This window comes from Flavobacteriales bacterium (assembly GCA_026129465.1).
In the GTDB taxonomy this organism is placed as follows: Bacteria; Bacteroidota; Bacteroidia; order Flavobacteriales_F; family PHOS-HE28; genus PHOS-HE28.
In genome coordinates this window covers 3810075-3822782 of the sequence record JAHCIA010000001.1, presented here as the reverse complement: position 1 = coordinate 3822782, position 12708 = coordinate 3810075, and the positions used below count along the sequence as shown (strand labels likewise).

The window sequence follows — 12708 nt, the reverse complement described above, 5'->3', positions numbered from 1 at the left end:
CTTGGTGCGGCGCATAGCTTTGCCGACCATGCGTTCCATCCTGCTGCTTCTCCTGTCGTTGCTGGCCGTGCACGCGGTGGCGCAGCGCAAGCAGCTGGAAAAAGCCGCCGCCTACGAACGTGCCGGCATGCTGCGTGAAGCCTTCGATCACTATGAGCGCATCCACACCAGGAAGAAGCAGGGCAACGTGGAGGCCCATACCGGCATGAAGCGCACGGCACAGGGCCTCTTCGACCGGATGCAGGCGGACGCATCCGGACTCTACTTCGCTGACGATCTCGATGGCGGTGATCGCAAGCGCCAGGAAGCGGCGGCATACAAGCAGCGCATGGATCGCAAAGGGCTGGACCTGCGCTGGGACCCACTACTGGAGCCGCGCCGCCGCGATGCGCAGCGGAGCGCCGCGGGCCGCTCGTATGAAAGGGCCGACGCGGCTTTCCGCGCGGACCGCTTCGCTGAGGCCGAGGAATTCGCCGCACGCAGCGCGCAACTCGACCCCGAGCGCAAGGATGCGGAATACCTGCTGAAACTCGCCCAACTGGAGCCCTTGTACAGGCAGGGCCAACGCGCCATGGAACTGGAAATGTGGCGTGATGCCTTCCGGGCCTTCAAGAAGGTGACCGACCGCGACGCCGGTTACAAGGAGTCCTGGACGCTGCAAGCCCGGGCCAAGGAGAAAGCCCAGGTGATCCTGGCCTTCGTGCCCTTGTTCAATCACGGGCTGTACGCCGGCAATCTGGCGCTCACCTCACAAGGCGTGATCGAATCCCATCTGGCGGCCACCTTCAAGCAAAGCGTGCTCGACACGCGCGAACCGCTGCTCGTACTGGTGGACCGCGACAACATGGACCAGCTCCTGGCCGAGCAACAGCGGCAGATGAGCGGCGTGTATGACGACCGCTACGTGGTGGAGGCGGGCAAATTGATCGGCGCGCGCTATGTGGTCACCGGCAAGATCCTGCGCTACGACGAGATCCTGCGGCGCGAGATCGAGGTGCAGATGCAACTGCTGGACGCCGAAAGCGGGCGCATCCACCTGAGCGAGATCGTGCGGGTCAACAAGGATGAGATCGCCCGGGGCAACACACGCAGCCAGTTGCTGGACCGTGCCGCGAAACGCATGGCCGCCCGCGTGGCGCAGTTCGATCCGCACAAGCGGTGATCACATCCTCCTGTACCACCCCTTGATCCGCTCGCGGTCCAGTACCTGCTGCCAGTCCGGGCCGAAGGCGTGGTCCCACATGTGCGGCAGGTTGTAGGCCACTTCGGCCATGGCACTGATGGTCTCCTCGCTCCAGTCCTTCGCGAGGCCCTGGGGGATGTGAACCTTGTTGTGCTCCACCATGCCCTTGAACTCCTGCACGTAGTCGCCATAGACGTCCTCCAGCTGATTGAAGGCGATGCAGTTGGCGATGCAGTGGTGGATCTCCAGGATCTTGCCCAGCCCGTAGCTGAGCGCGTGGCAAACGCCCACTTCGCTGTACGTGAGGCTGAGGCCGCCCATGTAGCTGGCCACCATCAGGTACTCGTCGCTCTTGGGGTCGCTGCGGTCCATTCGGAGGTAGACCTCGCGGCACATCTCAAGGCTCTTCTCGCTATAGGCCTCGGCGAAGGTGTTCTTCTTGGTGCCGGTGATGGCCTCCACGCTGTGGATATAGGTGTCCATGCCGGTGTAGAACCACTGGTCATTGGGCACGGTGGCGATCATGTCGGGGTCCAGCACGATCTGGTCGAAGACCGTCCAGTCGCACTTCAGGCCCAGCTTCTTCACGGGTCCGGTGAGCACGGCGGTCATGCTCACCTCGGCGCCCGTGCCGCTGATGGTGGGCACGCCGCAGTGGTAGATGCCGGGCTTCTTGATCAGGTTGAGGCCCTGGTACTGCACGCTGCTGCCCTCGTTGGTGAACATCAGCGAGAGCGCCTTCGCCACGTCCATCACGTTGCCACCGCCAATGCCGACGAGACCTGCGGGTAGCCCACGCCGTGCGAGGATGTCATCGCGCAGGCCGTCGATCTGCTCGGTGGTGGGTTCCTTGGCGGTGCTGCAAAAGATGATCTCGTCACCTTCCCGCTTCGGGATGCGGGCCAGGAATGCCTCGTTGCCCTGGAAGTAGAGGTCCACCAGGAAGACCATGAAACCCTTGCCCGTGTTGCGGTGCGGTTCGAGGATCTCGCCCAGCTTGCCGAAGCTGCCGCGGCCGTAGCAGGTCTTGGTGACGGACTTGAAGTTGCGGAACAATTGCATGGATCAGCAGATCAGACGATCGGATGATCAGATGATGATCAACGACCGAAGTGGGGTGCAAAGGAAGGGAGAGTTTGCCGGTGATCACCTGTGTGGCGCGAACTGCCCTCAACGCGGGAGCAGTCACATCAACGCTTTGGAACGTTACCTCTAATTACGAGCGACCACGAGCTTCAACACCGCCCTGTTACGCACCCCTGCAGCGATGAAGATGTATGTAGCAGGAGGAAGTCCGCTGATGTCCAACTGGATGTTGTCGGAAGCAGCCTCACTGGAATGCTCAGCGACCATACGCCCGGTGGGGTCCATGATGGTCAGGCGAAGGGGAGCATCCAAGGCGCCCAAACCGGACAACATACATGTGCTGGTCGCCGGGTTGGGTGCAAGTGAAAGGGAGGCCTTGCGCTTTGGTTCCTCCACGCCAAGCACATAGTCCACCGAAGCACATGCGGTATTGTCCTCCGGTGCACGGTCGGCAAGAAGGTCGGGGGCCAGGGCCACGATGCAGATCTCCCCCGCTCCCTCGGCCTGGCTTTGTTGCAGACCCAATTGGACTTGGACCCCACCGAAGGGAAGGCTCAGCGTATCCCCCGGGGTCAGCGCAAAGCCGGAGGTATCGATCCGGTTCGTGTGTGGACCGCAGAACAGGTAGGGCACCTGGACCCACATGCTCAGCACCACACTGTGCAGGGTATCCGGGCCGTGGTTCACCACGAAGCCGGTGACATATGCGTGCCTGTTCCACGGATAAATGCCCCCTACGAACTCCGTCCATGTGGAATCAACCTGCAGAAGGACCTCCACATCCTGATCGTATTGGGGCGCATCCCCGATCATGGAAAGCGTGCGGATGATCCCGGTGCTTCGCCCACTGATGTTCGTGTGGCCGATCGAAAGCACCGTTCCGTTACGGATCGCACAAGCTGTGGTGCCATGGTTGGGAAGTGCAGGCCAGGGAAAGAGCAATGTGGGCGTGCCATTCGCTGCCAGTTGATACAGGCACGCAGCCGTCGTTACAAAGAGTCCATTTTCCGAAGCAGTGAAGGTGCTATTCTGATCAAGGTCCGGCAACGCTGCGATACCGATCGGGACGAGATCCGAGCTGAATCGGCGCACGCTATCGTTCGACAGCATGAACAATTCCTGGCCGTTCCAATGAAGATCCGCCACCATGGGCCCTATTGAAGTCGATGCGAGTACGTTCCCTTCCAAGTCCACCAGCATGAGGTCAGTGGTGCGGATCATAAACAGGGCGCTATCACCGGCCCATGCTATTCTGAGAATGTCAGGGGTCGTAACCTGAAATCCACCGGTGCTATTCCCATCCAGGTCCATGATGTACACCGAATCGGAGGATGCAACAGCCACCTGACCGATGGAGCCTTGGGCAGCCATGGTCGGTGGATACGTGAATAATGGTTCGATGGTCCTTTCCCAGAGCACGGAACCATCCGGGGAATAGCGGCGCACACGGCTTTCCGGTCCCATGTAGTCACACCCATCCACGGCGCCGACATGCAGCAAACCGCTGTCAGGCATAAAGACCACGTCGCCAAAGCCTTGGCCTGTACTGATATTGTCCACCTGTTCCCACGCAATGGATCCATCCGCATTGCGCACACTGATCATGGGGCTTCCCCATTCGGCGTAACCGATCACCGCCCAACGACCGCCTCCCATCGGAAGCACCTTGGTCAATTGGATGACTTCGCTGCGTTGGTCGGCCCGTTCCCATAATTGGGCATGGGAACTGAGCGAAATGGCAACAAGAAGGAAGAAGTGGATGGATCGCATGGATCTGAAGTCGATCTTATAGGAACTCCACGGGTAGACGAGATGAAGGTAAGGTCCGCTGCTTTGCAGAGCAACCTATTAGGAGTTCATGACCTGTACTCAAGCACACACTAATGCCACCCGCCCCCGAAGGGGTCGCAGCCTGCATTAACTTCAACCTTGTAGCTACCCCCACTTGTCATGTCCACCTATTTCAAGCTCCACTACCACCTGGTTTTCGGCACCAAGCATCGTGTGGCATGCCTGGACAAGGCTTGGCGCCCAAGGCTATGGGAATACATGGGCGGAACGATCCGCGGCATCGGCGGGGTACCGCACGGCGTGGGCGGCTGGGTGGACCATGTGCACATCCTCTTCGACCTGAAGCCCACGATGCAGATACCGGATGTAGTGCGCGAACTGAAGAAGGCATCCACCGACTGGATCCGTCAGGCGTAAGGGCTACGGACCTTCCAATGGCAGGAAGGCTACGGTATCTTTTCGGTGGGTTGGCGGGAACGTGATGGCATCAAGGACTATATCGCCCGGCAAGAGGAACACCATCGGAAGAAGACGTTCAAGGAGGAATTCATCGGGCTATTGGATGAGGCGGGTGTGGAATACGACCCGAAATACCTGTTGTGATGAACTCCGGCTGCGACCCTTTCGGGGTCGAAATACCCGCAATGCGATAACGCCCTTCGGGCTACATGCTGTGACCCCTTCGGGGTCGAAATGCCTGCGTGGCGACAATGCTACTTATGCTGTGACCCCTTGGGGGTCAAAATGCCTGCGTTGCGACAATGCCCTAATACTACTGCGACCCCTCCGGGGTCGGAATACCTGTGACGCGACAACGCCCTTCGGGCTACTACATGCTGTGACCCCTTCGGGGTCAAAAGCCCCCCACCTCGTTAGAACACCTCCGCGAAAAATTCAAGCTCGGGATGACCCCGGAGGGGTCACAGCATGTAGTTCCAGGCACATCACCTGCGACAACGACCCCGAAGGGGTCGCAGCCGTTGTTCCGCGTTAGGGATAGAAGCGGGAAGCCCGCAAGCGAGGAGGAACGACGAGTGCGGACTTGCAGCGGATAGCCCGACCCGAGGCTCTGCGAGGGGAACGCCCCGAACATCTACACGCTCACCCCCTCCATCGCCTTCACGATGGCTCCCTCCATCTTCCCCAGCAGCGCATCCAACTCCTCCACGGTCCACGTCACGCGGATGTTGAAGCTGATGAGTCGGCTCATGACCGCATCACTTTGGGGAAACTTCAGGGTGTGCAGGTCCTGTGGCAGGCCAAGTTCGTGGGCCACCATCCGGAAGGGCATGCGGAGGTCCTTCACATGGTCCCACTGCTTGATGTAGTGGTACATGTTGTCGTACCAGTAGCCATGCGGGATGCCGGCCTGGGAGAACAGCTTGACGGTGGCGCGGGCGACCTGTTCATTGGGCAGCAGCAGGTGGAAGAAGGTGGCGCTGTCGCCGGCATCGTCGGTGTGGCGACGGAACTGCAGGCCGGGGATCTTGCTGAGGCGCTCCTGGATGATGGCTTTGTGCTTGCGCTGTTGGCTCAGGATGTAGGGCAGCTTGCGCGCCTGTGCCAGGCCAATGGCGGCGTTGATCTCGCCGATGCGGAAGTTGGTGCCCATGATCGGGTGTTGCTCCATGCCGCGGTTGTCGCCCTCGTGGTTGTGGCCGTGATCGCTGAGGTACTCGGCGGTCTTGATCAGATGCTCGTCGTTGGTGATGATGACGCCGCCCTCGCCGCAGGTGTTGATCTTGAAGAAATCGAAGCTGAAGCTGCCCATTTTGCCAAAGAGGCCGAGGTGCTTGCCCTTATAGGTGGCGCCGAGCGCTTGGGCGGTATCCTCAATGAGCATGACGTTCTTCTCATTGCAAACGGCAAGGATGCCATCGAGATCGGCCGAGGCCCCACACATGTGAACGAGCAGAACGGCTTTCGTCTTCGGTGTGATCGCCGCGCGGATGCCTTCGGCGCTCAGGCAGAGCGTCTCATCGATCTCCGCGAACACGGGAATGGCTCCGGCAAAGAGCACGGCCTCGATGGTTGCCACGAAGGTGAATGGCGGCACGATGACGTGATCGCCATACCCGACGCCGCAAGCCGCAAGCATGCTGCTCACCGCCGTGCTGCCGCTGCTCACCGCCAAGGCATATTTCGCTCCGGTGAACCTGGCGATCTCCGCCTCGAAGTCCTTCGCCTTCCAATGGCCCTTGCGCTGGGCATCATGATTGTAGCGGAAGAGCACGCCCGTGTTGAGGACGTCCATCACTTCCTTCTTCTCCTCTTCGCCGAAAAGTTCTGTGCCGGGCATGCTTGCGTGCTTGTGGACGCCAAAGGTAGCGGGGCTTCCCGGCCTACGCTGACGATCATCAGGCCAGCTCCTTCAGTGGCCGGGTAGCTTGGCACCATGAAGGAACTCAATGGCAAAGTGGCCTTGGTGACCGGGGCGGGATCGGGTATCGGCGAGGCGTGTGTGATCGCGTTGGCGCGGGAAGGCGCGAAGGTCGTGCTCAGCGACATCGTGGGCGAGGATGCGGACCGCGTGCTGAAGGTGGTCCAGGAGCGGGGCGGCGAAGGCACGGTGGTGCGCACGGACGTGAGCCGGGCGATGGACAACGAGCACCAGGTGAAGATCGCGCTACAGGCATACGGCCGCTTGGATATCGCGGTGAACAACGCGGGCATCGGCGGACCACCAGCGCTCACGGGCGAGTATCCGCTCGACGGTTGGGAACAGGTGATCAACACGAACCTGAACGGCGTGTTCTACGGCATGCGCTACCAGATACCGGCCATGCTGCGAAGCGGCGGTGGCAGCATCATCAACATGGGTTCCATCCTGGGGCAGGTGGGCTTCGCCACGGCAAGCGCCTATGTTGCCGCGAAGCACGGTGTGGTGGGCCTCACCAAGAACGCCGCCATGGAATACGCCACACAAGGCATCCGCGTGAACGTCGTCGGACCGGCCTTCATCCGCACACCACTGCTCACCAACCACATGAATGAGGATCAACTCGCAGGCATAGCGGCCATGCACCCCATCGGACGTTTGGGCACACCGGAGGAAGTGGCGGAACTGGTCGTCTGGCTGGCCAGCGACAAAGCGAGCTTCGTCACCGGCGCATACTACGCGGTGGATGGTGGCTACCTGGCACGCTGACCGACGGCTTCAGGAACCGAAGCCCTTGCGATTGATCACCAGACGTTCGGTCCCGTACATCATCGACATGCCGTCGGTGAGGCGGAGGGTGTAGTGGCCGGAAGGCAGGGACATGAGGTTCATCGGCTCTCCGCCGCGCACCACGTCCCGCATCACCAAACGGCCACCCTGGTCGAAAGCCTCCACCACCAGGATCTCCAGGTGCTCCAGCCCCCCGAAACGGACCTGGTCATCGGCCGGATTGGGAAAGATGCGCGGACGCTCACGGTCAGGATGCGGGGAAAAGCCCGTATCACTGGAGGAGATCACCACGATGTGCGTCTTCACGACCGCTCCATTGCGGCCTTCGGAAACGAAGTAGTGGTCGCCGGGCTCATCGAGGTGGAAACTGGCATGGTCACCGTCGTATGTGGTGCCTGCGCCGATGTGGATGCCTCCATTCGGGAGGAAGCCTCCAGCCCTGAAGGTGGCGGCCGAGACCTCGGTCAGCGTATGGCCATCGGTCAACCGGACATCGATCCGATCGCCGGCCTCCACCACCATGAACTCGGGGTGGAAGACGCCGCTCTCCAAGGTCAGCTCGTACGTGTGCTGCGCTTGCAGCGTGATCGCGATGAATAGAAGGGAAAGTGTGATGTGGCGTTCCATGGTCGCATGGGAATTCGTGGATGATGTGATCGGTGGGTCCTGTGCAAAAACCTTTCCGGATGGGAACCTGCACGCCAGGGCACGCTGCCCGGTGTCATTCGGACGCGGTACCGTGGTGTCCCCGCCCCGATCTGTGGAATGGCGCGGACGCTCCGGCGAGTGCCCTACAGCGGACACCTTGATCACGAAAGACCTGACAGTGGCTTGGCGAACACGCGGTACCGCTTCCAAACCTTGCCGCCCAAACGCTCCATCTGTGCGCACATGCGCGTGTTGCGCGCCATCACCAGGTGACTATCGAGGTGTGTGAAGCCGCGCTTCTCGGCGGTGGTCAGCAGGTTCAACGCGAGCACGGCGGTGAGTCCCTTGCCTTGCAGATCGGGACGCACAGCGCCGAGCAGCAGATCGAGCTGCTTCGCGCGGCGCATGTAGCGCAGGATGTGCGCCCAGCCGAAGGGCAGCAATCGACCGTTCGCCTTGATCAATCCTTCGCTCATGTCCGGCGCCGCGATGACGAAGGCCACCGGTTCGTTGTGCTCGTCCACCAGCAGTTCCACCAATTCGGGATCGAGGATGAACATGTATTTCTCCGCCAATGCCTGCATCTCCTTCTTCTTCATCGGCACGAAGCCGAAGATGTCCTCGTAAGTGAGGTTCACCAGCCGCAGCACCGGCACCACCCAGTTGCGCAAGGCGGGCTTCGACACCAGCCGCATACGGCGCAGGCGGCTCGCGGCGAGGCAGCGCTCAGCTACGGGAGCGAAGCGTGCGGCCATGCCGGGTGTGACCTCCAACCTGTAGCTGACCATTTCCTCCATGGGCGCATAGCCAAGGGCCTCCACCATCGGCGGCAGCCAATCCGGGTTGGTCGGTGTGCTGACCACCGGCATATGCTCCAAACCCTCCACCTGCAGGCCCTGCGGGTCGCGGTCGCTGAAGCCGAAGGGGCCGTAGATGCGCACCATGCCCTGTGCGGATGCCCACGCCTCCACCGCCTGCAACAAGGCCTTCACCACCTCCGCATCCTTCACGCAGGCCAGTTGGAAGAAGCGCGCGCCCTGGTCGCCCGATCGTTCGTTCCACGGGTGATGGATGATGCCCATCACACGCCCCACGGGTCCACCATCCCTCCAGGCCAGCCAATGCTCCACCTTGCTGTCGGCCAGCGCGGGATTCTTCTCCGGATCGTGCAGATCGCGTTCATCGCCCAGGAGGGGCGGCACCGCATTGGGCCGTTGGTCGGCGGCATGGCGCGCGGCCAGCTCGAAGGGCAGGCGCACGAAGCGCTCCAATTCCTCCCGGCCGGAGACGGCCCGTACTTCAAGTCCGGATGACATACGCGTGATGTTCCCGAAATGTACCGGTGACACCGGGGGCTACTTTCGCCCTGCGATGAAGAAACGACCAACACCCTCCGGTGGAGGCGGACTGGTGTACAGCACCAACAAGGCGATGGCCACCAGCGCCGACCCTGCCACCCTTCCGCCGCAACAACAAAGCCTGCGCATCCATCTGGACCGCTTGAAGGGCAACAAGGAGGTGACACGCATCGTGGGTTTCGTGGGAAAGGAGGCCGACCTTGACGATCTGGGTCGCGCGCTGAAAGGCAAGTGCGGCGTGGGCGGCAACACCAAGGACGGCAACATCCTGCTGCAGGGCGACCACCGCGACAAGGTGCTGGCGTGGCTGACGGACAAAGGCTACAAGGCGAAGAAGGCCGGGGGGTAGTTTTACGCTGCAGGTCGAATGTCGCAGGTCGCGTGGAGTCGCATGGAACGACACGTCAAGATCCATCGCTTTGCCGCTCCGCTGGAAAAGAAGCGCGGCGAAATGCCCTTCATGTATGTGGAGGTACCGTTCGATGTGGAGCAGGAGTTCGGCACGCGGGGCCGGGTGCGTGTGTTGGGCACGGTGAACGGCCATCCGGTGGACCGTGCCTTGATGCCGCAGAAGAGCGGGATGCACGTGATCATCCTCGGCGGTGACATCCGCAGGGCCGCGGGGATCACGCGTGAAGGCGATATCGTGGAGGTGGAATTCTGGAAGCACCCCGATCCGGACAAACTGGACATTCCCGAAGAACTGGCCGAAACACTCGATTTCCTGCCGGAGATGAAATACGCCTGGGACAAGCTCAATCCCGGCATGCGGCGCGGCATGTGCTATTGGGTGGGTAGCGCGAAGACCACGGCCACGCGGGCGAAACGTGTCGCGGAGCTGTTGCGCCGTTTCGAGGCTGGCGACTTCCAGGTGGGCAAAGGCAGAAGCGCGGAATAGCGCCCGATCAGGGCAAGGCGCACCAGTAGGCGGCCTTGTCCGGTTCGCAGGCGGCGAAGAGCGGCAGCTCCATGCCGGGCTTCACCAGCAGCAGTTCCCAGGGATCGGCCACGAGCAGATATTGGGCGCCCTCCTCCGTGATCTCCAGATGCAACGCGTGCTCGTGGTCACGTTCGCCGCGCTGGCGCACAAGACCCAGTCGTAAAAGCACCCCTTCGCCGATGCCCGTGCGCTTGGTGAATGTGCGCAGGTCCATGTGGCCACGCATCAGCATGCGCTGCAGTTCATCGGCGCGCTGCACACGCCACACATCGCGGCCGGCCTGCTCGCGCATGTGGCGCACGGCGGCGAACTGATCGGCGGTGGGTTCCACGTAGGTGGGCCTGAAGGGCGCCGCAGGAGCGGGATCGTTCTTCATGGCGGTCATCAGCTCACCGCTCAAGCCTGGCCGTACAAGGATCAACTCCTTCTCGGGGATGTGCAGCAGGAAATAGCCGCCGGCTTCCGTGGGAATGTAGCCGTGGTAACGCTGGAACTCCCCATTGGTATCGCGGCGGCGCAACAGGCCGGTGCGCACCAAAGGCCCCAGGCAGGCATGGCGGCCCAGGAAGTCCTGCAACTCCTCATAGCCCTGCTCCCGCCCACGGAGGATGCGCTCATATCTCGCCTCGAACATCGCCACTGCCATGGCGCCAAGATCCGCCGGGGGCCGCCATGGCCATGGACCCCCTGCCGGGGTATTACCAAGAGGCCGCTGTTGATCACCCCCGGACGCACCTACCTTCAAGCCTCATTCCCAAGCACATGCCCGCCTACCTCATCTTCGATGTCACCATCACCGATCCGGCGACCTACGCCGCCTACAAGGAACTGACCCCGGCCACGCTCGAACCATACGGCGGGCGATTCCTCGTGCGCGGGGGAAGCACGGAACTTTTGGAGGGCGATCGGCCACCCGGGCGCATCGTCATCCTGGAATTCCCGGACCTGGCCACGGCGAAACGCTGGTGGTCATCACCGGAATACGGCCCCGCCAAGGCGATCCGGCAAAGCGCCTCCAAGACGTGGATGGTGGCGGTGGAGGGTGTCCAGTAGCACCGCTGCGCCGCCGGCACCGTCCGTTGGGCCTCAGGGCCACAGTTCACGGAGCAGCAGGATCGCCGCTGTGGACATGGCCACCAGCGTGATGCCTCCCACCACGTTCTGCCGCCAGCCGTTCACATGCTCACCCATCACGCGGCGGTCGTTGCAAATGAAGAGGATGACCGCGATGAGCACCGGAGCGGTGAGGCCATAGAGCACGGCCGTCCAGAGCAGCCCTTGGATGGCCGTGATCGGCAGAAGATCGATGGCCAGGCCCACCACCAGCGAAACAGCCAGGGTGACGTAGAAGGCCGGCGCCTCGCTGAAGCGCTTGTCCAAGCCTTGTGGCCAGTCATACGCTTCGGCCACCATGTAGCTGAGGGCGCCGCCCAGCACGGGGATGGCCAGAAAGCCGGTGCCCACCACGCCCAGGGCGAAGAGCAGGTGGGAGGCCTCGCCTGCGAGCGGCCGCAGCGCGATGGCGGCCTCCTCCACGGTGGTGATCTCGTTCACACCGGCATTGAAGAGCACCGTGCCGCAGGTGAGCATGATGGCCCACGCCACCACGTTGGACAGCAGCATACCGGTGCGGACATCGATCCGCATGGCCCCCAGCATCGGCTTGTCCACCACCACAATGCCGCGCCGCCTGCGCTCCTCCACCTCCATGCTCGCCTGCCAGAAGAAGAGATAGGGCGAAATGGTAGTGCCCAGCACCGCCACGAGCATCATCCAATATCCGGGGCCGGCCTCGAAGGTGGGCAGCACCGTGCTGGCAAGGGCCGCACGCCAATCCGTGTCGGACAGGAAGGGGATCACCAGGTAGGCGAACAGCACCAGGCACATCCATTTCATCACGCGTGCGATGCGACGGTAGGACCAGAGGATGATGGCATAGAGCAGAATGGCCGTGAAGAGCACGGAAAAGGCGTAGTCCGGAATGGCCGGGAAGACCATGTTGCCCACAGCCCCCATGCCCGCGATGTTGGCGCCGATGTTGAGCACGATGGCCGGTGCCGCCACCCACAGTACGGTACGCACCAGCCAGCGCGGGTAGTGGTCGGCGATAACGCCCATGAGGCCTTTGCCCGTGACCAGGCCGATGCGCGCGCACATCTCCTGAACGGCCACCATCATGGGATAGGTGAGCACCAGGGCCCAAAGGAGCCTTGGGCCGAAGGCCGCACCTGCCTGGGAATAGGTGGCGATGCCTGAGGGGTCGTCGTCGCTGGCTCCGGTGATGAGCCCTGGACCGAGCTTGCGCCAGAAGCGCCGCACAGCATTGTCCTCAGCGACCGAACGCATGCTCATGATGCGGCGCCAAAGTAGCCCGATGAGAAATGGGAGATGGTGGGCTTCCGCGCTGACTTGTCAACGCCCGCACCGCAAAAGCGTTCAGATCATCACCAACAGCAGAGACCGCATCCTCGTGCCTCCGATGACGTGGTCCGGTACCCCACTTGGACCAAGGTCAATGCCATGTAACGTGCAC

General features: G+C 62.1%; 14 protein-coding genes. 7 read left to right on the top strand and 7 right to left on the bottom strand.

Features of this window, described 5'->3' with window-relative positions; translation table 11 throughout:
- Positions 1-28 precede the first annotated feature (28 nt).
- The gene (locus KIT10_16055) at positions 29-1162 is read left to right on the top strand and encodes a hypothetical protein (GenBank protein ID MCW5900772.1); all 1134 of its coding nucleotides are present in this window, start codon (positions 29-31) and stop codon (positions 1160-1162) included.
- Here KIT10_16055 and KIT10_16050 read toward each other — a convergent pair whose 3' ends face one another.
- The gene (locus KIT10_16050) at positions 1163-2245 is read right to left on the bottom strand and encodes an iron-containing alcohol dehydrogenase (GenBank protein MCW5900771.1); all 1083 of its coding nucleotides are present in this window, start codon (positions 2243-2245) and stop codon (positions 1163-1165) included.
- A 150-nt stretch (positions 2246-2395) separates the two neighbouring features.
- On the bottom strand, positions 2396-4039 hold the full coding sequence (locus KIT10_16045) for a T9SS type A sorting domain-containing protein (GenBank protein MCW5900770.1): 1644 nt from the start codon (positions 4037-4039) through the stop codon (positions 2396-2398).
- Positions 4040-4219: 180 nt separating this feature from the next.
- On the opposite strand from KIT10_16045, the gene KIT10_16040 reads away from it, so the two are divergent.
- Together KIT10_16040 and KIT10_16035 are read left to right on the top strand one after the other, a co-directional pair.
- Entirely contained in the window at positions 4220-4477 is a 258-nt protein-coding gene (locus KIT10_16040) for a transposase (GenBank protein ID MCW5900769.1), read from the top strand.
- 45 nt (positions 4478-4522) lie between these two features.
- Positions 4523-4663 (top strand): hypothetical protein, encoded by a 141-nt coding sequence (locus KIT10_16035; protein ID MCW5900768.1) that lies wholly within the window; start codon positions 4523-4525, stop codon positions 4661-4663.
- A 490-nt stretch (positions 4664-5153) separates the two neighbouring features.
- Here KIT10_16035 and KIT10_16030 read toward each other — a convergent pair whose 3' ends face one another.
- Positions 5154-6359: a DegT/DnrJ/EryC1/StrS family aminotransferase gene (locus tag KIT10_16030; protein ID MCW5900767.1), complete on the bottom strand. Its 1206-nt coding sequence runs from the start codon at positions 6357-6359 to the stop codon at positions 5154-5156.
- Positions 6360-6455: 96 nt separating this feature from the next.
- On the opposite strand from KIT10_16030, the gene KIT10_16025 reads away from it, so the two are divergent.
- Positions 6456-7208: an SDR family oxidoreductase gene (locus KIT10_16025; GenBank protein ID MCW5900766.1), complete on the top strand. Its 753-nt coding sequence runs from the start codon at positions 6456-6458 to the stop codon at positions 7206-7208.
- A 9-nt stretch (positions 7209-7217) separates the two neighbouring features.
- Here KIT10_16025 and KIT10_16020 read toward each other — a convergent pair whose 3' ends face one another.
- Both KIT10_16020 and KIT10_16015 read right to left on the bottom strand, forming a co-directional pair.
- The gene (locus KIT10_16020) at positions 7218-7856 is read right to left on the bottom strand and encodes a T9SS type A sorting domain-containing protein (GenBank protein MCW5900765.1); all 639 of its coding nucleotides are present in this window, start codon (positions 7854-7856) and stop codon (positions 7218-7220) included.
- Between the two features lie 182 nt (positions 7857-8038).
- A complete protein-coding gene (locus tag KIT10_16015) occupies positions 8039-9193 on the bottom strand; it encodes a GNAT family N-acetyltransferase (protein ID MCW5900764.1) in 1155 nt (384 codons plus the stop codon).
- A gap of 55 nt (positions 9194-9248) precedes the next feature.
- Between KIT10_16015 and KIT10_16010 the strand changes: the two genes are divergently transcribed.
- Together KIT10_16010 and KIT10_16005 are read left to right on the top strand one after the other, a co-directional pair.
- A complete protein-coding gene (locus KIT10_16010; GenBank protein ID MCW5900763.1) occupies positions 9249-9584 on the top strand; it encodes a translation initiation factor in 336 nt (111 codons plus the stop codon).
- A gap of 42 nt (positions 9585-9626) precedes the next feature.
- Positions 9627-10133, top strand: a complete 507-nt coding sequence (locus KIT10_16005) for a DUF1905 domain-containing protein (GenBank protein MCW5900762.1) — start codon at positions 9627-9629, stop codon at positions 10131-10133.
- Positions 10134-10140: 7 nt separating this feature from the next.
- Here the strand turns inward: KIT10_16005 and KIT10_16000 are convergent, their stop codons facing one another.
- Positions 10141-10821 (bottom strand): hypothetical protein, encoded by a 681-nt coding sequence (locus KIT10_16000; protein MCW5900761.1) that lies wholly within the window; start codon positions 10819-10821, stop codon positions 10141-10143.
- Between the two features lie 116 nt (positions 10822-10937).
- Between KIT10_16000 and KIT10_15995 the strand changes: the two genes are divergently transcribed.
- On the top strand, positions 10938-11228 hold the full coding sequence (locus KIT10_15995; GenBank protein MCW5900760.1) for a DUF1330 domain-containing protein: 291 nt from the start codon (positions 10938-10940) through the stop codon (positions 11226-11228).
- Between the two features lie 33 nt (positions 11229-11261).
- Here the strand turns inward: KIT10_15995 and KIT10_15990 are convergent, their stop codons facing one another.
- Positions 11262-12521, bottom strand: a complete 1260-nt coding sequence (locus KIT10_15990) for a divalent metal cation transporter (GenBank protein MCW5900759.1) — start codon at positions 12519-12521, stop codon at positions 11262-11264.
- Between the last annotated feature and the right edge of the window lie 187 nt (positions 12522-12708).

What these genes read in the sequence shown, in the direction of transcription:
- KIT10_16025 (MCW5900766.1), top strand. Translation starts at nt 6,456, where the DNA reads ATGAAGGAACTCAATGGCAAAGTGGCCTTGGTGACCGGGGCGGGATCG.
- KIT10_16005 (MCW5900762.1), top strand. Translation starts at nt 9,627, where the DNA reads ATGGAACGACACGTCAAGATCCATCGCTTTGCCGCTCCGCTGGAAAAG.
- KIT10_15990 (MCW5900759.1), bottom strand. Translation starts at nt 12,521, where the DNA reads ATGCGTTCGGTCGCTGAGGACAATGCTGTGCGGCGCTTCTGGCGCAAG.
- KIT10_16020 (MCW5900765.1), bottom strand. Translation starts at nt 7,856, where the DNA reads ATGGAACGCCACATCACACTTTCCCTTCTATTCATCGCGATCACGCTG.
- KIT10_16050 (MCW5900771.1), bottom strand. Translation starts at nt 2,245, where the DNA reads ATGCAATTGTTCCGCAACTTCAAGTCCGTCACCAAGACCTGCTACGGC.
- KIT10_15995 (MCW5900760.1), top strand. Translation starts at nt 10,938, where the DNA reads ATGCCCGCCTACCTCATCTTCGATGTCACCATCACCGATCCGGCGACC.
- KIT10_16040 (MCW5900769.1), top strand. Translation starts at nt 4,220, where the DNA reads ATGTCCACCTATTTCAAGCTCCACTACCACCTGGTTTTCGGCACCAAG.
- KIT10_16030 (MCW5900767.1), bottom strand. Translation starts at nt 6,359, where the DNA reads ATGCCCGGCACAGAACTTTTCGGCGAAGAGGAGAAGAAGGAAGTGATG.
- KIT10_16010 (MCW5900763.1), top strand. Translation starts at nt 9,249, where the DNA reads ATGAAGAAACGACCAACACCCTCCGGTGGAGGCGGACTGGTGTACAGC.
- KIT10_16015 (MCW5900764.1), bottom strand. Translation starts at nt 9,193, where the DNA reads ATGTCATCCGGACTTGAAGTACGGGCCGTCTCCGGCCGGGAGGAATTG.
- KIT10_16045 (MCW5900770.1), bottom strand. Translation starts at nt 4,039, where the DNA reads ATGCGATCCATCCACTTCTTCCTTCTTGTTGCCATTTCGCTCAGTTCC.
- KIT10_16055 (MCW5900772.1), top strand. Translation starts at nt 29, where the DNA reads ATGCGTTCCATCCTGCTGCTTCTCCTGTCGTTGCTGGCCGTGCACGCG.
- KIT10_16000 (MCW5900761.1), bottom strand. Translation starts at nt 10,821, where the DNA reads ATGGCAGTGGCGATGTTCGAGGCGAGATATGAGCGCATCCTCCGTGGG.